This is a genomic window from Pseudomonas sp. R38(2017) (assembly GCF_002112395.1).
Classification (GTDB): domain Bacteria; phylum Pseudomonadota; class Gammaproteobacteria; order Pseudomonadales; family Pseudomonadaceae; genus Aquipseudomonas.
This window is the reverse complement of the sequence record NZ_NEHN01000005.1, coordinates 333,860-355,162: the sequence shown is the minus strand read 5'-3', so window position 1 is coordinate 355,162 and position 21,303 is coordinate 333,860. Positions and strand designations below refer to the sequence as shown.

The 21,303-nt window shown below is 61.5% G+C and carries 17 protein-coding genes; 5 read left to right on the top strand and 12 right to left on the bottom strand.

Annotation, left to right across the window (positions count from 1 at the left end; all coding sequences use genetic code 11):
- Position 1: 1 nt before the first annotated feature.
- The 11 genes from CAF87_RS14665 to tssB form a co-directional block, all read right to left on the bottom strand.
- A complete protein-coding gene (locus CAF87_RS14665) occupies positions 2-544 on the bottom strand; it encodes a toxin-antitoxin system YwqK family antitoxin (protein WP_085732035.1) in 543 nt (180 codons plus the stop codon).
- A gap of 12 nt (positions 545-556) precedes the next feature.
- On the bottom strand, positions 557-2,566 hold the full coding sequence (gene tssI / locus CAF87_RS14660; RefSeq protein ID WP_085732034.1) for a type VI secretion system tip protein VgrG: 2,010 nt from the start codon (positions 2,564-2,566) through the stop codon (positions 557-559).
- Positions 2,567-2,616: 50 nt separating this feature from the next.
- On the bottom strand, positions 2,617-3,261 hold the full coding sequence (locus CAF87_RS14655; RefSeq protein WP_085732033.1) for a hypothetical protein: 645 nt from the start codon (positions 3,259-3,261) through the stop codon (positions 2,617-2,619).
- A 301-nt stretch (positions 3,262-3,562) separates the two neighbouring features.
- Entirely contained in the window at positions 3,563-4,036 is a 474-nt protein-coding gene (locus CAF87_RS14650) for a GIY-YIG nuclease family protein (RefSeq protein ID WP_218189723.1), read from the bottom strand.
- Positions 4,037-4,195: 159 nt separating this feature from the next.
- On the bottom strand, positions 4,196-6,736 hold the full coding sequence (gene tssH, locus CAF87_RS14645) for a type VI secretion system ATPase TssH (protein WP_085732031.1): 2,541 nt from the start codon (positions 6,734-6,736) through the stop codon (positions 4,196-4,198).
- A 1-nt stretch (position 6,737) separates the two neighbouring features.
- Positions 6,738-7,763, bottom strand: a complete 1,026-nt coding sequence (gene tssG / locus CAF87_RS14640; protein ID WP_085732030.1) for a type VI secretion system baseplate subunit TssG — start codon at positions 7,761-7,763, stop codon at positions 6,738-6,740.
- Entirely contained in the window at positions 7,727-9,520 is a 1,794-nt protein-coding gene (tssF, locus tag CAF87_RS14635; protein WP_085732029.1) for a type VI secretion system baseplate subunit TssF, read from the bottom strand. The genes tssG and tssF overlap by 37 nt, the downstream gene beginning before the upstream one ends.
- Positions 9,504-9,947: a type VI secretion system baseplate subunit TssE gene (gene tssE / locus CAF87_RS14630; RefSeq protein WP_085732028.1), complete on the bottom strand. Its 444-nt coding sequence runs from the start codon at positions 9,945-9,947 to the stop codon at positions 9,504-9,506. Before tssE ends, tssF begins: the two co-directional genes overlap by 17 nt.
- Positions 9,948-9,962: 15 nt before the next feature.
- A complete protein-coding gene (locus tag CAF87_RS14625; RefSeq protein WP_025111453.1) occupies positions 9,963-10,460 on the bottom strand; it encodes an Hcp family type VI secretion system effector in 498 nt (165 codons plus the stop codon).
- Positions 10,461-10,537: 77 nt separating this feature from the next.
- Positions 10,538-12,022, bottom strand: coding sequence for a type VI secretion system contractile sheath large subunit (gene tssC, locus CAF87_RS14620; RefSeq protein WP_085711487.1), 1,485 nt, complete (start codon positions 12,020-12,022; stop codon positions 10,538-10,540).
- A 29-nt stretch (positions 12,023-12,051) separates the two neighbouring features.
- Positions 12,052-12,594: a type VI secretion system contractile sheath small subunit gene (gene tssB / locus CAF87_RS14615; RefSeq protein WP_085732027.1), complete on the bottom strand. Its 543-nt coding sequence runs from the start codon at positions 12,592-12,594 to the stop codon at positions 12,052-12,054.
- Between the two features lie 228 nt (positions 12,595-12,822).
- On the opposite strand from tssB, the gene CAF87_RS14610 reads away from it, so the two are divergent.
- From CAF87_RS14610 to tssA, 5 genes are read left to right on the top strand one after another with little or no spacing between them, the layout of a single operon-like run.
- A complete protein-coding gene (locus CAF87_RS14610; RefSeq protein ID WP_085732262.1) occupies positions 12,823-13,269 on the top strand; it encodes a type VI secretion protein in 447 nt (148 codons plus the stop codon).
- A gap of 45 nt (positions 13,270-13,314) precedes the next feature.
- On the top strand, positions 13,315-14,646 hold the full coding sequence (gene tssK / locus CAF87_RS14605) for a type VI secretion system baseplate subunit TssK (RefSeq protein WP_085732026.1): 1,332 nt from the start codon (positions 13,315-13,317) through the stop codon (positions 14,644-14,646).
- An 18-nt stretch (positions 14,647-14,664) separates the two neighbouring features.
- Positions 14,665-15,429, top strand: coding sequence for a DotU/TssL family secretion system protein (locus CAF87_RS14600; protein ID WP_085732025.1), 765 nt, complete (start codon positions 14,665-14,667; stop codon positions 15,427-15,429).
- Positions 15,426-19,247: a type VI secretion protein IcmF/TssM N-terminal domain-containing protein gene (locus tag CAF87_RS14595; RefSeq protein ID WP_085732024.1), complete on the top strand. Its 3,822-nt coding sequence runs from the start codon at positions 15,426-15,428 to the stop codon at positions 19,245-19,247. Before CAF87_RS14600 ends, CAF87_RS14595 begins: the two co-directional genes overlap by 4 nt.
- On the top strand, positions 19,244-20,326 hold the full coding sequence (gene tssA / locus CAF87_RS14590) for a type VI secretion system protein TssA (protein WP_085732023.1): 1,083 nt from the start codon (positions 19,244-19,246) through the stop codon (positions 20,324-20,326). Before CAF87_RS14595 ends, tssA begins: the two co-directional genes overlap by 4 nt.
- Here tssA and CAF87_RS14585 read toward each other — a convergent pair.
- Positions 20,323-21,291 carry a 2-hydroxyacid dehydrogenase gene (locus tag CAF87_RS14585; RefSeq protein ID WP_085732022.1) on the bottom strand — a complete coding sequence of 323 codons (969 nt, stop codon included), beginning with the start codon at positions 21,289-21,291 and terminating at the stop codon, positions 20,323-20,325. The genes tssA and CAF87_RS14585 overlap by 4 nt on opposite strands.
- Positions 21,292-21,303 lie beyond the last annotated feature (12 nt).

Below are 21,303 nucleotides of genomic sequence, written 5' to 3'. Positions count from 1 at the left end.
GTCAGGCCTGCTGCGGATCCGTCCATTTGCGAAACCACCAGCGCACCCGGGAAATCGGCTTGCCATCGGCATCCAGCGGTCGCCCATCCTCGGCAAATCCTTGCTCCGGTTCCATCAACTGCCCATTCAGATAACGCGCATCCACCGCCGGTTTGCCGTTGGGATGAAAGCGTTGATAACGCCCCTCACGCACGCCGTCGCGATAAAACTCGGCCTCTGCCACTTGCCCGTCGGGAAAGTAGTTGAACGCCTCGCCATGCAACAAACCGCGCCGATAGGTTGCCTTGCGCTGCAGCCAGCCTTCGGGCGCGTAGAAACTGGCGACGCCTTGCAGCTTGTCGCGCACGAACGGCATCTGCGCCGAGACCCTGCCGTTGGGGTGGTAGAGCAGGGATGTGCCCTGTAATTCTCCCTGGCTGTAATTCAGGTCTGCCTGTTGGCGACCGTCTTCCTTGATGTTCAGCGGGCCGTCGAGCTGGCCGTCCTGCAATCGCCCCTTGAGGTGTTTGTCGTTCTGCTGCAGATCCAGCGGTGTGATCGCCATGGCTTCTCCTTGTCAGTTGACCTGTACCAGCCCGCCCTTGATGGTCAGCATGCCGCCGCCGTCCACGGTCTGTGAGGCCGCGCCCTTGTTGGTCAGGCTGATGCCGGCGTCGTTGGTCAGCGTGGTTCCGGCCTTGTTGTCCAGCGAAGTACCGGCCTGATTGGTCATGGCGGTCCCGGCCTTCTGGGTGATCGAGGTGCTGGCCGAAGTCGCCAGATCCGCGCCGCTCTTGATCGTGAAACTGCCACCGCTTTGCAGCGTGAGGGTGCCGCTGACCTTGATCGTCAGGTTGCCATCCACCGTCAGGCTGTAGTCGCCGGTGACCTTGTCGGTGTAGTTGCCGCCGGTGCTGTGGTTCTGGTCGGCGCCGACTTTTACCGTGCGGCTGTCCTTCACATCGAGGCTGTCGCTGCCGGTCTGGATGGTCACGCTGCGCTTGCCTTTTTCCAGCGTGACGGTCTCGTCGCCGTCCTTGACCGTGCGGGTGCGGGCGTTCTGCACCGTCAGGGTTTCGTCGTGGCCGACGGTGGCGGTGGTGTCGTTGAGCACGTTGATCTTCAAGTCTTTCTGCGCCTGCAGGAACACCTCTTCGGCATCCTTCTTGTCCTCGAAACGCAGCTCGTTGAAACCGCCGCCACCCTTGGACGATTGGGTCTTGATCCCCGATTGGGTCTGGTTCGCCGGCAAGGCGTAGGGCAGGGCGTTGTCGCCGTTGTACACGCAACCGGTGACCAGCGGCCGGTCCGGATCGCCGTCGATGAAGGTCACGATGACTTCCTGGCCGATACGCGGCACGAACTGCATGCCGAAACCCTTGCCGCTCCACGGCAACACCACACGCACCCAGCAGGAACTGGTTTCATCGTTCTTGCCGTCGCGATCCCAGGGGAACTGCAACTTGATCCGGCCGTACTCGTCGGTCCAGATTTCTTCGCCGGACTTGCCCACGACAATCGCTGTTTGTGGATGCATGCGCGGTTTCGGTGTGGTGCGGGGCGGGCGAAACGGCGTGGCTTTGGGGATGGCTTCGAAGCGGTTGCGATAGCTTTCGTGGCTGGCGTCGTGGGTGACTCGCGTGACGACCCAATCGATGTTCAGACTCGCGTCTTCGTGGCCGTCGAGAGTGAACCAATGGCCGGGGATCAACCAGCGGCAGTCGCTCTCGCCAACAAAACGTTTCTCTTCACTGCGCAGCCCGTCGACCCGTTGTTTGGTCAATGCGTCGCCCCGAGCCTTGGCGTTGTAACCACCCGGATGCTCATAGAAGGAACGCGGCCCGGCAACCGCCTCGGCCTGGCCGAAGAGTGACGTGGTCGGCGTGGTGAACTCGTAATCCGTTGCCTTGTACACCCCGGCCACAGCTTGCAGGCACACTTGACCCGAGCGGATGCCATGCAACTCGCGCTCGCCCATTTGCTGAGCCAGATACTTGACCTTCGGGCCGTTGGGGATCTGCACGAAGGCGTCATTGCTGTCGCCCAGCACCAGCGTGTGCTTGCCCTCGTCGTGGGTGAAAAACCAGAAGATGCCTTCCTCTTCCAGCAGGCGGGAGACGAAGGCGAAGTCGGTTTCGCCGTACTGCACGCAGTACTCGCGCGGGGTGTAGCTGCTGGTCAGCGAGAGTTTGAAATCGGTGAAGCCGTGGGCCTTGAAAATCGTGGTGACGATGTCCGAGGTGGCGAGGTTCTGGAACACGCGGTTGTTGCTGGCCAGGGTCAGCCACCAGAGCCATGGCCTTAGAACCAGCTGATAGCGCTCGGCGGTGGCGTCGGCGGGGAGTTGACGGATCTCGGCGACCAAGGCGTCGAACGGGCGCAGTTGCGCGTCGTTGTGCAGGGTGGTGGTGACGTGGCTGGCGATGGCGCTGGTCAGGGTGAGGGAGGTGCCGTCGTTGAGGCCGTTGATGATTTGCAAGCTCAATACGTTGAGCGTTTCCTCCCCGGAAAATGACTCAGGGTAAAGCGCCGAGAGCGAGGCGGCAGTGAGGGAGAGGGTGGTGTTGTTGTCGGTGGAACGGGGCATAGGAGTCTCACTTATATTTAAAGCCGTGAGGTGCGTCTGTTTCTCCACATCTAATCAAGTACTATTTGTTCAATGTATTTGTACGAAATGCCATTCTTCCAGGGTGTTCCATGGCTGTATTGGTTGTAGATGACAGTGGAGTTTAAAAATATTTGGGCAGGTAACGTGGCCTGGATAATAGTCTGTATCTGGTTAAGCACTTTGGTCGAAGTGTAAGCGTTTTTGCCGGTTCCAGTTTTTTTTGAATAAAACTGTAAGTTGTTGCCGTGAGAGAAATGATGTTTGTAAAGCGTCGGTACTGCGTGCTCCACCCAAGGGTCAACAGCAATCCATTCGTCGGTGTTTGTGCCGGTTAAACCAATCAAAGCAAATGTATGCCCAGGTACATAAGCCCAGGCGGATTCGTGAAGGTTGTCGAGCAGGTCACGGCAATATGCATATGAAATGGCTCCCGTCTGATCGCAGTTCCCTCCGCCTGTTTGCTGTGCTATGGCAATGATCCTTCGGGGTCTGAAAGGGCCGAACGCATTTCCGTAGTTGTAGCTTAACGCTGTTGCGAGATGATTTAGTCCCGTAACGTTTGAGTGTGTTTGATTTCCGCTTCCGTTGATTAATAAGTTTTTTACATCGGTTATGACGCGCTCGCCCACTCTCAATAAATCCATCTGGTCGGACGTAACGAGGTGATCTGGCATGATGTTTACAATCCTTTGTTGTGTTTATCAAATGCCCTGTTCTTCAGTTGCATGAGGGCGGTTAGTCTTCATTGAAATGGCAGCGAAAAACCTGCTTATGTCCGTATTTCATCTAATTTTCTGTTTCCTTTGCTGTTTCCCGTCAGTCAGTGACGGATGGCTTGATGATGTATGAAAAATCCGCCGAACATATTTTGTCGAGTGTAAAAAAGGGGACGAATTTATTTGTTTCATAAATAAATCTGTCCCCTTTGATTTCAATGTCCTTGTTTTTCCTTACAGGCCCGGGCGCTGGCGTTTTTCACCATGCGTTGATCATTCCCACATTCCATATCGCCTGATGAAACCCGGCCAGGTACAGGCCGCCCATGGCCCCCCAGGTCAAGCGGACGGTAATGGGATTTGCAGTCGGATTGGCATACGGGGCTACGGCCATGGCGTTGTTGGAAACGGTACCGCCGGCACCCAGTTGAGTGATGACAAAGCGAATCAGCAAGCGCTCCAGGTTTACCGCGACACCATCGATCAATGCATTGAATGCAGCCGGAGGGGCGGGTACTGCAAGCACGGGAGCGGGAGCGACGCCAAAGACCGGAGCGGTATTCTGGCAAGTGGTTGTTCCCCAGGTGACGCCGATTCTGGCCATTTCGGCCGGCAAAAAACCGGTCTCTGTAATCGTCGCCAAGCGGGTGTTGAAGCGTGTGCCTATATCGTTGGCGATACCGATGTAGCGGTTGTTGGAGTTGGAGTTGACAATGATGTACGTCCCCGCCATGCCATACATTCCACCTGGCAAAAGCGCGTTTCCAAAACCTCCAGCGGCCAAGGGGGGCGGCGCCAATCCTCCAAGGTGCGCAGAGTTGTTCAAGTTGAAATGTATATTCCCCATGTTTTCGTCCCGTCGTTTTGTTTCCGTATGAACCTTGGGTACGCTTTATTCCAACACCCACTCCGCCAACTTCCCCGTCACCTGCGTCATCAACACATTCTCGACATCCCGTGCACCCGCCGCGCTGCACTTGGCGAGTACCGCTTTCACAATTCCCGAATCAAATTCGAACTGCTTGCCGGTCGCAGCCTTGTAGCGCCCACGCAATTTCTCCAGCTTCGCCAGCACAATCCCTTCCAGCGTCTGCTCATCCAGCGGCCGATACGCAACCACCGTCATGCGCGCCAGAAATGCCGGTCGGAAGGCTTGCAGCAGGACTTTGTGCAGCACCTCGTTGAAGGGCTCGGAGCCGATCTGTGACACGGGCGTATCGAGCAGCAACTCAGCACCGACATTGCTGGTGGCGAGCATCACGGTGTTCTTGAAGTCCACCACCAGCCCGGTGCCGTCCTCCATCAAGCCTTTGTCGAAGACGTTGTAAAACGCTTCCAGCACATCCGGATGCGCCTTCTCGATCTCATCCAGCAACACCACCGAATACGGTTTGCGTCGCACCGCTTCGGTCAGTACGCCGCCGCTGCCGTAACCGACGTAACCCGGAGGGGCGCCCTTGAGCTGGCTGACGGTATGGGCTTCCTGATATTCGGAAAGGTTGATGCTGATCAGGTTGCGTTCACCGCCATACAACGCGTCCGCCAGCGCATAGGCGGTTTCGGTTTTGCCGACGCCCGTGGGGCCGACCAGCAGGAATACCCCGACCGGTTTTTGTGGATCGGTGAGCCCCGCTCGATAGGCCTGCAAACGCTGGGCGATGGTGTTGAGCGCAATGCTCTGGCCCATGACGCGCTGGCCCATGCGGGTGCCGAGGGTGCGCACGGCATGGGCTTCGTCGGCAAGCATTTTGCCGACGGGGATGCCGGTCCAGCCGGCGATCACGGCAGCGACGGTTTTGCTGTCGACCTGTTCCGGTACCAGCGGATCGTCCTGGCGGATCGCATCCAGTCCCGCCTCCAGGCGCAGCAGTTCGGCGGCCAGATGATCGATGCGGCTGTCGGTGGCTTCGTCGGGCTTGTCGCTGTCGGCGCTTTCGCTCAACGCCAGCAATTCGCGGCGGGTCTCGAGCAGTTCACGCACGGCCACGCGCTCTTCGCTCCAACGTGTTTCCAGTTCGCGGATCGCTTGCACATTGGTGTTCGACTCACCCTCCAGCAGGGTGATGCGTTCACGATGGTCCAGCCCCGTGGCCTGCTCCCGGCGCAGGCGCTCGACTTCATCCTTGAGGCTGTTTTGCCGGTGGCGCAGGCTTTCCAGCGGTGGCGGCACGTCGTGCTGGCCGAGGGCGACCCGGGCGCACGCGGTGTCGAGGACGCTGATGGCCTTGTCCGGCAACTGGCGGCCGGAGATGTAGCGGTGCGAGAGTTTCACCGCTTCGTGGATCGCCGCGTCCAGCACTTGCACGCCGTGGTGTTGTTCGAGTTTGGCGGCCACACCACGGAGCATTTCCACGGCGGTGATCTCATCCGGTTCTTCGACCTGCACCAGCTGGAAGCGGCGGGCGAGGGCCGGGTCTTTCTCGAAGTATTTTTTGTATTCCATCCAGGTCGTGGCGGCCAACGTACGTAACTCACCACGGGCCAGCGCAGGTTTGAGCAAGTTGGCCGCATCGCTGCCACCTTCGGCGCCGCCTGCCCCGATCAGAGTGTGGGCTTCGTCGATGAACAGGATGATTGGCTTGTCGGCGCTGCGAACGGCGTCGATCACGCCTTTGAGTCGTTGTTCGAATTCACCTTTGACCCCGGCACCAGCCTGCAACAGACCAAGGTCAAGCACTCGCAGACTGACTTCCTGCAACGACGGCGGCACATCTCCGGCAGCAATGCGCAGCGCCAGGCCTTCGACCACGGCGGTTTTGCCCACGCCCGGTGCGCCGACCAGAATCGGGTTGTTTTGCCGGCGTCTCAAAAGAATGTCGATGCACTGACGAATCTCGCCGTCGCGACCAACGATGGGATCGATGCGCCCGGCATGAGCGTCAGCGGTCAGGTCCTGGGTGTATTGATCGAGCACCGAGTCCTGACGTGGCGCCGGATTTCCAGAAGACACAGAACGCGGGCCTGCGTGCTCGCGGGAGTTCTCCGTCCACTCCAGCAGATTCGCGCGCAAGGCTTCCCTGGGAATCCGCAGCAATGACGACGCACTGTTGAGCAACAGACTTCGGCGCTCGTCACGATCAATCAATGCGAGTAGCAAAAGCCCGGAACGAATGCTGTCGATCCCCAGCACACTGGCCTGCACCACGGCGTCTTCCAACAATCCCAGCGTATGCGAGGACAGTGCCGGGGTGCGGGTACTACCCGCCTTGAACAGGTCCAGTGCCTTGTTGATTTCAGCCGTCAGCGCATCCCGTTCCAGCCCGAAACGCGGCAGCAGGAAAGCAAAGTCGCCGCCGTCGATGTCGAGCAATTCCAGCAACAGATGCTCGATCTCGACAAAGTGATGCCCGCGCTGCAGACAGCGTTGGGCGGCGCGTTCGAGGGCGCGGCGGTTGTCCGGGTTGAGGCGTCCGATCAGGCTGGCCAGTTCCATTTCAGGTGATCTCCAGCTGACGAAGACGGGTTTCGATCCGTTGCACGGTGACGCTGGCCTGACGTTGCAAACCGCCGTTCCAGCTCAACAGTGCCGGGGCTTGGCGACTGAGCTTCAGCGGCCCGGCACCGCGCACCAGAATCACCAGTTTCACGTCCAGATCGGGGCCGAAATACAGCGCTGCCAGACTGGCCAGTGCCGGGTGCGCCTCACCGTCCGGCAAAAAACGCGCGGCCTGCGCCGAGGACAATGGGCCGAGCGTCAGGCGAATCCCGGCATGCTCATCCCAGACCCGCGTGCCGGCTACGGCTGTGCGACCGAGTTGCAGATTGCGCCCGCCAGCCTTCATGACGCTGCGGCTGGCGGCCGGAATCTCACGCCACGCACCTTCATAGGCGCTCAGCTCCACCGGTACTGAAAATTGCTCGCGGACAATCGCTGCGAACCCCGCCAACGACCGGCGGCCATCGGCGTACAACGCGGTGCAGGCCAGAACGGCGCAGTCGGGAATCGCCTGGCGCTCCTGCAACGATTTGGGCATCAACCCGGTCAGCGCCCGCAATTGCGCCTGCACCGGCGAAGCGCCGGGCGTGGTAAAGCCGAGGGCGATCCGGTGTTTGCGCATCACCTTGTACAGCAGGCTCAGCAGCCGATGCTGGAACAGATCGAGGAATTCGGCGGGCGCGTGATCCTTGGCCCTGGCCCGTTGTTGCAGCCATTCCTGATAGGCGTAGGGCAACGGACCGTCGGGGCCGCCGAGGCCGAACATCGGCGAGTTGAGGGTCAGCGGTTCACCGGATTTTTCCTCAAGGCTTTCGATCTGGCTGGCGGCGAACACGGGCGTCAACGGCCCGCGCAATTTGAGCGCTTCGGCCTGCGGCGACGTGCCTGAGCCAAGGGAGTCGGCCTGCGGCTGTTCGCGCTCCAGCAACAGCAACGCCTGCAACCATTCGAACGCCTGCGGATCGCGGCGCAGTCGCTGGCCCAGTGTCAGAGCGACAGGGGCATGCCGGCTTGGGGTTGCCATGCCTTGACCTCCTTGTCTGCCTGCATGAGCACCGTGCGCACAAAGCGATTGGCCGTGGCGTACACCGAAAAGAATTGCGCTAGCACCGCCGAGAACAGCACCGCGCTGCTGCCGACGAAATGCTGCGGATCGAGCTGCAATTGTACTTCAAGTCCGTTGCGCCAGCCGCGCCAGGCATCGGCACCGACGTGGCCGATCACCCGTTCGCAAGCCAGGCTCAGCAAGCCATCGATCTGACGCAGGGCGCTGGCTTCATCGCGCAGGTTATGCAGATGCAGAATCTCCTTCAGCGCATCCAGCGCCTGCGGTCCTTCGACCAGCGACAAATGATTGAGGGTCAGTTGCGACACCAGCCGCCAGCGTGAGTCGCCGTCCAGTCGCGGCTGGCTCTGCGAGCTCGGCGGATTGCGCAGGCGTGCCCACGCCACCGGCCCGGGCCGCTCGAACCCCAGTGGCGTGCCGGCCGGCAGGCTCTGGGCGAGGTGTCGGTTGGTGCACAGCAGTTCGGCCGTGAGGCTGTAGTCGGGCAGGTCGGTTTGCGGTTCAAAACGGGTATCGACGACGCTGACCAGAAGATCACTGCCGAGCCGGTTCGGTGACTGGCCGCTGACTCGCCGCGCATGCCAGTAACGCTGTTGATCGCCGCCGCTGTGCTGGCTGCCGTAATAGGCGGGCAGGCGTTGCACGCCGGCGCTGGAGCTGGAGCGCATCGCGCGGATGCTGTGGATCTCGACGCTGTTTTCCCGGTGGCTGTCGGCAATCAAGCGGTATTCGCTGCGGGTACCGTCGGGGCGCAGCGGCTCGGAGGTGCGTGGGAACAGATTGATTACCGGTGCACAGCCGAGGGCGATGTCGCTGGCCTGCAAGTGCAATCGGCCGGCCGGCGCACGGTCGAAAACGATGTAGAGGTAGAGCGTCTGGCTGTCGCTGGAAACACTGCCGAGTGGCAGGTCGAAGAAATGGAATTTCTCCGGGAAGGCAAAATATTCCGCCAACAGACGCATGCCTGGATGTACGCCGTCCTCGTCCGGCAGCAGTACTTCACCGTCGGCGAACCCGACGATCTGCGGCAGTCCCTTCACCTTGGCGGGAATGCTCCCCGGCGAGCCTGCAAGTACTTGCACCGCGTGGGCACCGAGCAGGTCATAGAGGCCGGCGTTGATCACGGGCGAGGCGGCCAGGTGAATGCGTAAACTGTCGATTTCCAGTTCGGACCATTGGCTTTCGCCCAGGCAGCGCAGGCTCAGGCGCAAGGCCGAACGGGACTGCGCCACGCCGGTCAGCGCCTGGGCTTCGTCACTGCCGAGCAACAGCGCTTCGGCCACTTCGATGGGCCACAGCCGCACGGCGGCGCTGGTGCGAAAGTGAATGCTTTCGCCCTTGTTGGTGGTGACGAACAGCGGTGTATCCCGGGGCAGGGGATAGCCGCCGTCGAGTTTGCCTTTGCTCGGGTCCGGTTCGAATTGCACGATGGCGCAGGACGGCAACGGGCGCACGGCCAAGGGATAGAGCTGCTCAAGCAAGGCATCGCTGAACTCGGCGTAGTCATCATCCAGACGCCGTTGCAGACGCGCCGCGAGCAGGGCGAAGCCTTCGAGCAAACGCTCGACGTGCGGATCCGGGCATTCACCGGGAGACAGCTCCAATCGCCGCGCGACTTTCGGATAGCGTTCGGCAAACTGGCTGCCGGCGTGGCGCAACCAAGTCAGTTCACGTTGGTAGTAGTCGAGCAGTTGCGGGTCAATCGAGTCGCTCATGGCGCACCTCCAGCCCTTCGTTGCCGGGCTCGATGACAAAGGCCACCGGCCAGTGCAGCGAGCCGCTGCGCAATTCGCCGAGCAGGCGGATGCTCAATCGCTGGGGCTGTTCGGGGAGGGGATTGACCTGAACCTCGCCCAGCAGCAGGCGCGGTTCGAAGTGGGTGATGGCCTCGCGAATGTCCCGCGCCAGGCGACGGCGGTCATCGCTGCGCTGTTGTTGCAGGGCGCTCCAGTCGGCGATGCCGTAGTCGATCACGCTCGGAGGTGTCGTCAGTGCGCGCGGGCCACGGCGGGTGTTGAACAGGCGCCCGAGCTCGGCGTGCACCGAGTCGAGCAAGTCCTGCCGATCGAACACCGGCGGCTCGTCGGCCTCGCTCCAGGCGAGGCGTTCGAACAGCGGTGCGCGTATGCCGGTGCCTGCCATGGCGAGGACGTCCGGTTACTTGCTGGCCTTGTTGGCCGCCAGGTCCCAGACCGTGCCGGCGGTGCCTTCCTTGGTGCCGTCGTCTTTTTGCGCGGTGAGTTCCCATTTGATCTTGGTGAAGTTCAGGGACAGGGTTTCCACCGGTTTGCCCCCGGTGCCGCCGCTGACGCTGACGTTGGAGATCACCACGTTGGTCAGGGTGTAGATGATGAACGGCATGATCTGCCCGCTGCCTTCGGCGGCGTTGCGACCGATGGTGATCTTGGCTTCCGGGATCGGCTTGCCGGCACAGCAATATTCGTTGAGCGAAGGGGTCGAGCTGTCGATGAATTTGGTCAGGGTAAATTCACCGATGTGCGGCCGGCCGGAGGTTCGCTCCGAGTTGCTGACGTCGTTGGTCACCTGCATCGCCACGTTGTGGCTGTAGGACATGACTTCGATCTTGTCCTTGTAGCCCTCGAGCAGGCTGTCGCCTTTGATGTCGCCGCCGAGGTCGAGAATGATTGCATCCATCGCTTGAAACTCCTGAAGGTTGTCGCGCTAGACAAACGGGGAAGCGCCCGCAGGGAAATCCTGCGGGCGCAGGCAGGTCAGGCTGCTACCGGAGGCGGCAGGGTGGCGACCAGGCGGATCGACGCGGTCAGCTCTTCCAGCTGGAAGTGCGGCCGCAGGAACACGGTCGCGCGGTAGGCACCAGGCTTGCCGGCGACTTCGGTGACGTCCACCCGCGCTTCACGCAACGGGTACTGCGCCTTGATTTCCTGCGGCGCGTTGTCGTTGATCAGCACGTAGTCGGCGATCCAGTTGTTGAGGTAGGTCTGCACGTTGTCGCGGGTCATGAAACTGCCGACCTTGTCGCGCATGATCACCTTCAGGTAATGGGCGAAACGCGAGGCCGCGAGCACGTACGGCAGCATCGCCGAGATTCGTGCGTTGGCGTTGGCCTCGTTGGTGTTGTAGACCTTGGACTTGTTGGTGGTCTGGCCGCCGAAGAACACCGCGATGTCGCTGTTCTTCTTGTGGCACAGGGCGATGAAGCCGAGGTCGTTGAGTTCCTTCTCACGACGGTCGGTGATTGCCACTTCGGTCGGGCATTTGAGCGACAGGTCGCCGGAGCTGGTACGGAAAGTGTGTGCCGGCAGGCCTTCGACCGCGCCGCCGCCTTCAGCGCCACGGATCGCCGCGCACCAGCCGTACTTGGCAAAGGCTTCGGTGATGCGTTGCGACAGCGCCCATGCGGCGTTGCCCCACAGGTATTTGCTGTGGTCGGTGCCGTTGGTGTCTTCGACGTAATTGATGCCTTCCACAGGCGAAGTGTCCGGGCCGTATGGCAGACGCAGCAGGAAGTGCGGGAGCACCAGCGAGACGTAGCGCGAGTCTTCGCTTTCACGGAACGAGCGCCACTTGATCAGTTCCTGGCTCTCGAACACTTTCGACAGGTCACGGGGCACGGCCAGTTCAGTGAAGCTGTTCATGTCGAACAGACGCGGGCTGGCGGCAGCGATGAATGGCGCGTGGGCAGCGGCGGCGACGTTCGAGAGTTTTTCCAGCAGGCCGATGTCCTGTGGGTGACGGCCGAAGGTGTAGTCACCGACCAAAAGGCTGAACGGGTGACCGCCGAAGGTGCCGTATTCCTCTTCGTAGATCTTCTTGAACAGGGCGCTCTGGTCGAATTCGACGGCTTTTTCCAGGTCGTTCTGCAGCTCTTTCTGGGTCACGTTGAGCAGGCGCAGCTTCAACCGGGTGCTGGTTTCGGTGTTCTGCACCAGCATGTGCAGGCCGCGCCAGGACGCTTCGAGTTTTTGCAGGTCCGGGTGGTGCAGCACTTCGTTGAGCTGGGCGCTGATCAGCTCATCGATCTTGCTGATGCGGTCGTTGATCATCGCCACGGTGTCCTTGTCGATGGCCATGCCTTCGTCGAGTACCTGGGTGGCGAACTCCGCGAGCATGTCGCGGGCATAGTCCTGCTGGCTGTCGTCATGGGCCATGCGGCCCTCGGCAATGATTCGGTCAAGCAGGGATAAAGTTTCGGCGGCAGCATTTTCGCTGGCTTGATTCTGGGCGGCGGCGGGCATGGCGAATTCTTCCTCGGTCAGGTGGACGATCAGGCTTGCGGTTCGGCCGGGGCCTCGGCATCAACTGCCGGGGTAGCGGTGTCCGGGCGAGCCGATTTGATCTCTTGCAAGCCTTCGGTGTTGGCAATGACATCGCGCAACAGTTTGTCGAGATCGTCGTTGCCGTCGAGTTTGGTCAGCAGATCGCGCAGGCGCTGACGGGCTTCGAACAGACGACGCAGCGGGGTGACTTGCTCCACCACCTTGACCGGGTCGAAATCGTCGATGTGCTTGAAGTTGAGTTCGATGTTCAGCTTGCTGTCGTCGCCGCTGAGGGTGTTGTTGACTTGCAGGGTGGCACGGGGAGCGATGGAGGCGAGGACGTCGTTGAAGTTGTCGCGGTCGATTTCGGTGAAACGGCGTTCAGTCAGTTTTGCCAGTGGTTCGAGCGGCTTGCCCGAGAGGTCGGCAAGAATCCCGACCACCAGCGGCAATTCCTTTTTCTCGATGGCATTACCGATTTCGACGTCGTAGGTGATTTGCACTCTGGGCGGACGCACCCGGTCGAGCTTGTGCTGAGTACTTTCTGCCATGTCGGCGGACTCCGATGCGATGAGCGGGCGCAATGCATCGGGGAGGCCCGTTCATCGCTTTCCCTTGCTGGACCACAGGTTAGAAAGGGAGGCAGATGACCTGTCGTTCCTTTGACAAACCTTCCACATTCGGCTGTAGGAACCGAACTACCCAAGACGCTAGAACAGGTCTATAAAAATGCAAGCGAAAAACATTTTTGGACTGTCTCGCGAAAAGGAAAATTCATTTTGTCTTCACGACTTTTTCTAACAATCGGGTTTGCGCTGCTCGCGGGCTGTTCGTTCTTCGGGCCGAAAGTCGACCTCGACAGCCTGACCCTCGACGTCGCGCCCAAGGCCAATGACGACACACCGATCGCTGTGGATTTCATCGCGGTCAATGACCCTGACCTGCTCAAGCAACTGTCGGGCATCAGCGCCCAGCAGTGGTTCGCCGGGCGCGAGCAGTACCAGCGCGACTATCGTCAGCTGATGAGCGTGTGGGGACTGGAGCTGGTGCCGGGGCAATTCATCGACCGCCAACCCTTCCCGCTGGGGGGCAAGCGGGCGGCTGGACTTTTGGTCTTCGCCAGCTATAACACACCCGGAGCGCACCGCTTGCGGCTGGACGATCAGAGCGATGCATGGCTCAAGTTCGACAGCCGCGAGATGACCCTGGTCAGCAAGGAAAACTGAAAAAACCGTCCGCCGCCGGTTCGCGGTGCAGTCGAAGGGAGTCGTATGAGTCTGCTACCTGATGCGGTCTGCTGGCATGAAGGCATGCAATTGCTGCCACAGCATTTTCAGTTGCAGGGTCTGCGGGCCGAAGCGCTCGGCGCGCATCTGGCGCAGGCGTGCAATCCGTGGTTCTTTGGGGTCAGCCACATGGATTTCGACCCTTCGGCGATGAGTGCCGGGGTGGTACGCGTGGTGTCATTGCAAGGGACGATGCCCGACGGGTTGCCGGTCAATCTGCAGGCGGGTGTCGGGCCTGTGCTGGAGCTGGATGTCGGCCCTTCGATCAACGAAACCGACGATGCGACCGTCACCGTGTACCTGGCGATCAGTCCGCTGTGGCGCGCCGGTCAATTGCTGCCGCTCAAGGGGCGATTGCAGTCGGTGGTCGGCGAGGCCCTGCCGGATCTCACCAGCGGCGAGTTCCCCGAATCGATTACCGTGTGGCGACCCAATCCGCGTCTGTGCACACAGTTGAACAAGGCTGATTCAATCTGCCTGCCGCTGCTGAAAATCCGCAAGGAGGGCGGCGGTTTTCTGCCGTTGCCCTATACGCCGCCGACGCCGGTCCTTTTGCCGGAGTCGCCGCTGGGTCGGCGAATTGCCGGGCTCTGCGCGCGGGCCCGGGAGAAATGCCTGTTCCTGGGCGGGCGTCTGCGTCAGGCACAACAGTCCGGCAATCAGGACGACGCGCTGGAGATCCGTCGCCAACTGACCGCGTTATGGACGCGGCTGCCGGAAGTCGAAGGTTCGCTGAACAGTCGCATTGCTCATCCGCAGGGTTTGTACGTGCAGTTGCTGGGGTTGGCCGGCGCGTGGTCGGCGCTGGATCCGTTGGCGGGCGTGCCGTCATTTGCGCCGCTGGATTTTTTCGAGTTGCAGCGCGGTTACGAGCCGCTGCTCGATTGGCTGGAAACCACGCTGGAACTGATTCGTGCCGGTTATCGCAGCATCGCTTTCGAGCGCAGCGAACACAGCTTTTCCATTCAGTTGCCGGACGAGCAGCCGAGCCAGCGGCTGGTCATCGGCCTGCGCATGCCCAACGGCGCCAGCGAGCAGGCGGCCGGCGAGTGGTTGCGCGGCGCGATCATTGCCTCGGCGCCGCACATCGCTTTGCTCAGCCGCCAGCGCATGAGCGGCCTGACGCACCAGGCCATGAATCGCAACGAACAAGTGGCCTACAGCGTCGGCGACGACACCCGACTGTTTGTGGTGACAGCCGAAGGTAACTGGTTCGACGCGCAATTGCCGTTGGTGATCGCCGCGCCGGCCACCCGGTTGACCAGCAGTCCGTGGCAAGTGGTGCTGTTTGTCGCCCAGAACAGTGAAAGTGCCTGATCACACAAGGAACGCCGTATGTCGCAAGGAAGTGCCGCAAGCCTTGGGTTGCAGGACGCACCGTTGAGCAGCGCGTTCCGGCAGACGTGGCAGCAATGGCAACTGGACTGGACTCAATTGCCCAAGGACATCGAGGACGATGCGGCGCTGGTCGAAACCGTGGTCGAGCTGTCCACCCAGGCTTCACAACGGCTGTGGCGCACGGCGTTTTCGCGGGTTGGCGACTCGGCGACCGAACAGGTCAAGGCACTGGTGTACGCCTTCGTTGCTCTGGTCGATGAAACGCTGCTGTTCAGCCCATGGCCGGGCCAGAGCGCCTGGCAGGAAAAACCTTTGGAGTCACGCCTGTATTCCAGTCGTCAGGCGGGTGAGCAGTTGCCGGCGGCGATCCAGACTCTTCTCGATGAGCAGCAACCCACCACCCGCGATCTCGCCAACGTCTATCTGCAATGTCTGATTCTCGGTTTCCACGGACGTCTGCGCGGCGAGCACAGCCAGGCGCAATTGGAAAAGTGGCGGCTGGCGTTGTTCACCTTCGCCTGGCAGGACGAGGCCAGTTACGACGATGTCAGCCAGCGCCTGGTACAACCTTCGCTGGTTGCGCCGCTGCAATTGCCGGTGCGCACGGCGTTGCCGGACGGTTTTCGTCTGGCACTGGGGATTCTGGCAATGGTGCTGTTGCTGACCGGGGTTGGCCAGTTCTTGTGGAGTGACATTCGTTCCGAACTGGAGCCGGTGCTGCAAACCACCGACTCGATAGCGGTGCCGGAGCAAGACTCATGAGTACCTTGACGATCGTCGCGTGGGTGGTGGCGGTGCTGTTGCTGCTGGTGATCGTCGGGGTGGCGGTGTGGTGGCTGCGCACTCGAAGCGGCGCGGCGATCCGCAGTTTCTATCTCGCTGTGCGGCACATGGAGCAAGAGCAGGGCACTCACGATCGCTATCAGTTGCCATGGCTGCTGATGCTCGGCGATGAGATCCAGGGCACGCAACTGGTGACCGAATGGCGCCTGCAACCCACCGACAAACCGGCCTGGTTCGGCCGTTGGTGGTCGGACCCTGAAGGGGCGGTGCTGGTGGTGCCCCAAGGCCTGTTTCTGCCGGAAGACGGCATGCATTTGCAACGGGGTGGCTGGTGGCGGTTGCTTGGACTGATCCTGCGCCTGCGCAGCAAGCGTCCGCTCGACGGGGTGATCTGGACCGTGCCGGTCAGTCGCCTGGGCAATCTGGAGCAGGCGACGCAGTTGGGTCTTGCGGCGCGCCGACGCTTCATCGACCTGTTGCAACGTTTTGGTTTGAGCGTGCCGGTGTACGTGATCGTCACCGGTCTTGAGGAACTGCCGGGATTTCAGGACCTGATCAGCGCGCTGCCGGATGAGGCACGCGAACGTACCCTGGGGTGGTCATCGCCGTTTGCGCGAGATGCGGTGTGGCAGGGGCAGTGGAGCGATCAGGCGCTGGATCGCCTGCACCGCGCCGTCGCCGAAGCGGTGATTGAACTCGGTACGTTGTCCGGGCAGTTGACTGCGGACCTGTACGCCTTGCCCGAGCGTCTCGAAACGCTGCGACGGGGTCTGCAGAACGTGCTGGAACCGGTGTTTCAGGGCAACGCTCAGGGCGAGGCACCGTGTTTTCGCGGCGTGTACTTCAGCGCCAATCAACCGGCCGACGACGCACTGGACGGCTTCAGCGCCGATGACAGTGGCCTGCAGCGCAGCGTGTTCATGCGTCAGCTGTGGCGCCAGCGCCTGATCGGCGAACGTGGTCTGGCGCTGGGCGTACCACGGCTGTTGCGCTTGCGTCAGCGTTGGCAACGGCTGACGGCCGGCGTGGCGCTGGTGGTCGGGGTCGTCTGGGCGCTGGCGATGTTCTGGGTGTGGAACCAGTCGGTCAAGGATGCCCATGAACTGGCGCGGCTGATGCAGCGCGCGCACAAGAGCTACGTTACGGTCACCGATGAGGCGCACCGCGTCGAGCCGACCCGGCGCAACGTGCAGAGCTTCTGGCGGGTGCTGGAAAAGGCACCTCACTGGCACTACGTGTCGCTGGCGTTTCCGTCTTCGTGGATTTCTTCCGTGGACTTGAAGATCGAACGGGCGGTGTTCCAGGCTGCCCAGGGTCATATGGTTCAGCCGCTGCATGCGTTGCTGGTGGCGGAGCTTGCGAAGCTCAAGGCGATCCGCACGACCGATCGGCGCAACAGCGTCGAAAGCGAAGACCCGGCCCAGTGGCAGAACTACCAGAAAGCCACGGACCTGGTGGACCGGGCGTTGCGCCTGGAGCAACAGAACCAGTTGTTCGCTGAGGTGCAGAACAATCAGCGGGCACCGCTGGACGATCTGGTGCAACTGAGCAACAACGCGCTGTCGCTCAACCTCAACGCAGCGACGTTACCTCACGCCGCTTATTACAACCGGCTGCTGGCGGCGGGGGACAGCGGTGATTTGCAGGCGCTGGACTTGAGTGTCGAGCGGCCGTTGATCGTCAGCAATTTCAACGGACTGATGGAACGCTGGCTCGATCAGTATTTCCTGGCCGACAACTTTGTCAGCAGTGCCGGCTATCTCAAGTTGCATCTGGAGCAGCTCGAGGCCGGGAGTGGCAACAGCCTCAGCGAACTCGAGGACCTGCGTGCGCTGATCGACGACCTGCAAGCCGCGATTGCCCTGACCAACTCGACCTGGGGCCGCGGCAAGGGGCAGGAGCTGGTGCCGGGCTACCGCGAATTTCTCGACAAGGTGCGCAAGAGCACGCTGCTCGGGCCTGCGGTCGAGCAACAACTCGATGCCCAGGCGGGCAAGTTGCAGCAGAGTTTCCGTGACCAGTGGATCGCCCAGATCGGTTCGCGCGGCAACTTGCTGGTGCAACAAGGCAGCGGGCAACTGGCGTTGCAGGATCAGGTGGTGAAGCTCAATAACGCGGTGCAGGCGCTGTTCAAACGCGACTTCGTGTCCATCGCGATGCGCGCCACCGAAGACAACGTCAACTTGCAAGGTCAGACCGTCGATGGTGACGACCTCAATACCTCGCTCAACTACTTCGCCAGCTACAAGAGTTACGTTGCCGAAGAACTGCCGCGCATTCCGCCGGTTTATCGTGAGGCGTTGCTGCAAGCGGCAGAAGGTGCGGCGGCAAAGGCCATGTGGCTGAGCCTGAAGGATCACAACGATCAGACGCATCCTTACGCGGTGTTCAACGTGCAGGCCGAGCAGGCAATGGCTTTGCAGAAGGCCTTTGTCGAAGTCCATCGCAGTGATCTGGCGGCGCGTCTGCAAGGCGCACTGAATCGCCGGGCCATGGCGCAGATCGTCAACGGTCTGGATGAAATCACCGCACAACCGCTGTTCGGCGGCCGGACTGAAATCAGTCAGTGGGACGGCTCGAAAAACCTCGGCCTGCAACTGTACGGCGCCAGCGATGTGCAGGATTTGAAACTGAGCCTCAAGCAGCAATTCAACACCATGCTCGGCATCACCGAGCGGCGCACTTCGGCGCTGCAGTGGCTGATGACTCAACAGGGCAATCTCTCGGCGCTGGATTACGAACGGGTGACCCAGTTCAGCGCGCTCAACGACGAACTGCTTAAGTTCAAGGAGTCCAACCCGGCCAGCTCGCCGGCGCAGATCGAGCAACTGGTCAGCCGTGATTTCATCGAGATGGACACCGGTTCCTGCGTGCAGGTGTTGCAGACCGCCAATCTGGCGGGCGGGCGCGGCACTCTGGCGATGCGCGCGGTGGAGTTGCAACAGTCGGCCATGCAGCGTTGCCAGTACCTGCAACAACAGCAGGCTGCGGCGGCGTGGAATGAACTGGCCAACTATTTCAATCAGTATCTGGCTGACCGCTTTCCGTTTGCCAACGGTTTGCAGGCGCAGGATGCCGACCCGGCGCGGGTCCAGCATTTTCTGGAAGTCATCGACAAACGCCTGCCGGTGGCCCAGGCCGGACTGGTGCTGAGTCAGACCCCGGAACGGCTGGCGGCGGAAGACTTTCTCAACCGTTTGAAGCAGGCGAGCCTCTGGCTGACCCCGCTGTTCGTGCGCGACAAGAGCGGCCTTCTCGGTGTCGAGATGGACGTCCGCTGGCGCACCGACCGCGACGATGAGCGCGGTGCCGATCAGGTGATCGCCGGGGGCTTGCTGGCCGGCAATCAGCAGATCAGCTATCCCGCCGCCGAGCAGCCGAACCTGCGCTGGATGGTCGGCCAGCCGATCCGCCTGACCCTGCGCTGGGCGCGCAACGGTCGCGAGCGCCCCGTCAATGACCCGCTGCAACCGAACCTGGTGGTGCGGGATATGGAGGCGGGCTGGGAGTACGGCGGGCCATGGTCGCTGCTGCGGCTGATGCGCGCGCACTTCTCGGTTCAGCGCCAGCCAAGCATGGATTACACGGACTTTCCGCTGACCCTGCGCCTTCCGGTTACCGCGCTCAATGACAGTGTCACCAGCGAATTCACCCGGATGTTCGTGCGACTGTCGTTGATGAGTCAGGGTTCGAAGCTGCCGCTGTCGATTCCACCGTTGCCGACCCGGGCGCCGCGTTCACCGTTCCAGGCAACCGGCACTACTGCCGCCATTGAATCCCGTGAGGAGGGCCTGTGAGCCTGCCATCTGCAACCTTGCCCGACCTGATCGATCAGTTGCTTGCACCGATCAGCCCTGATGCGCCTTGTGGTGCGGATCTGCGTTACGAACGCGAGTTCGATCAATTGCGCGACCTGCGCCGTGAAGACGATGCGAGCCTGCCGACCGGGGTCTGGCAATCGACGCTGAAACAGGCGAACTGGCCGGCAGTGGAAACACTCACCACCACGCTGCTGATCGAGCGCAGCAAGGACCTGATGCTCAGCGCCTGGCTCGGCGAGGCCTGGCTGCATCTTCAGGGGCTGGACGGATTGCCCGGTAGCCTGGCGCTGATCGCCGGATTGTGTGAGCGCTATCCCGAACAACTGCACCCGCAGGCCGAGGAGGGTGATCAGTCATGGCGGGTGATTCCGCTGGAATGGCTGGTGCGTCGGTACAGTGAGGTGCTGCTGACCCGGGTGCCGCTGTTCGGCTCGCACAACAGCGATTTCGAGGCGTACAACCTGGAAACCTGGCGCCGCTTGCAGGTGCAACAGGTGCAGGTCAATGACAGCAAGAATGCCAAGGCTTCAGCGGAGACCGCACGCAATGAACAGAAGAAGCTCAGCGAACAGGTGCGCGCCACGCCGCTGGCGTTCTGGCTGCGCCAACAGGGCAATCTGCTGCTGAGCCAGCAACACCTGCAACGTTTGAACGCCTGGAGCGATACGTACCTCGGTGATCAGGGGCCGGGTCTGCAGCCCTTGCAGGGCATCATTCAAGCGCTGCTGAAACTGGTTCAGGAGTTCATCGCCATGCACCCACAAAAACCGGCGCCGGTCGCCCCCGTCGAAGCCCCCGTGGTAGAGGCGCAACCGGTCGAGGAAGTCCCCGTTGTGGCGCAGGTCTTTCGTGAGCCGGCGAGCCGTGAAGAGGCCTATCGGCAATTGCTGCTGATCGCCGAATACCTGGCCCGCACCGAACCCCACAGCCCAGTGCCATACCTGATCCGGCGCGGGGTGGAGTGGGGCAACAAGCCGTTGAGTGAACTGCTCGGCGAGCTGATCTCGGCCGACGCCGAATCGCGACGGCTATGGACGTTGCTCGGCGTACTTTAGTGCACGCGCTGGTTGTTCTGCTTCGGCGGCAGCGTAAGGGGTGTCAGTACCGGCTCCCCGGCAAAGAACGCCACCAGGTTTTTCCCCACCAGATCCACGGTGCCTTGGGTGGCTTCAGGTGACAGTCCGGCGACGTGCGGGGTGAGAATCACGTTGCTCAAGGTTTTCAGCGCATCCGGCACCTGCGGTTCGTGATCGAATACATCCAGTGCAGCGCCAGCAATCCGCCGTTGTTCGAGGGCAGTGATCAGGTCCGCGGTGTTTATGACACTGGCTCGAGCGATATTGACGATGAAGCCTTTCGGCCCCAGGGCATCGAGCACGGGACGGGTCACCAGATGCTGACTGCCAATACCGCCGGGTGTCGCAACCACAAGAAAGTCAGAGGCTCGCGCCAGCTCGGTGGGGGTCGAGCAAAAGGCGTAGGGCACGTCGTTGCGCACTTGGCGGTTGTGGTAGCTGATCTCCATGTCGAAACCCAGATTCGCGCGTTTGGCGATGGCCATGCCCACTGCGCCGAGACCAAGAATCCCCAGCCGCTTGCCCGCCAGGGACGGGCGCATGATCTTCGGCCATTCGCCACGGCGCACGGCGGCATCGCAGCGTGGAATGTCGCGTACCAGCGCCAGCAGCAATGCCATGGCATGGTCGGCCACCGACGAGGCGTTGACGCCGGCGCCGTTGGTGACGGTCAGGCCCCGGTTGCTGGCGGCTTGCAGGTCCACTTGTTCGTAGCCGGCACCGATCACGCAGATGATTTTCAGCGTGGGCAATGCGGCGATTTCTTCGGCGTACAACCCCAGCGGACCACGGGTCAGCACCGCATCGATACGAGCACCGTGAGTGGCAATGGCCTGGGCGCGTTCGGCGGGAGTCGGGGCAAGAATCAGGTGAAAGCCCTGTCGTTCAAGAATGGGCAGATAGTCATTGATGGTTTCAACCAGTACCAGAACGGTGGCGGGCATTGCTCGGCTCCT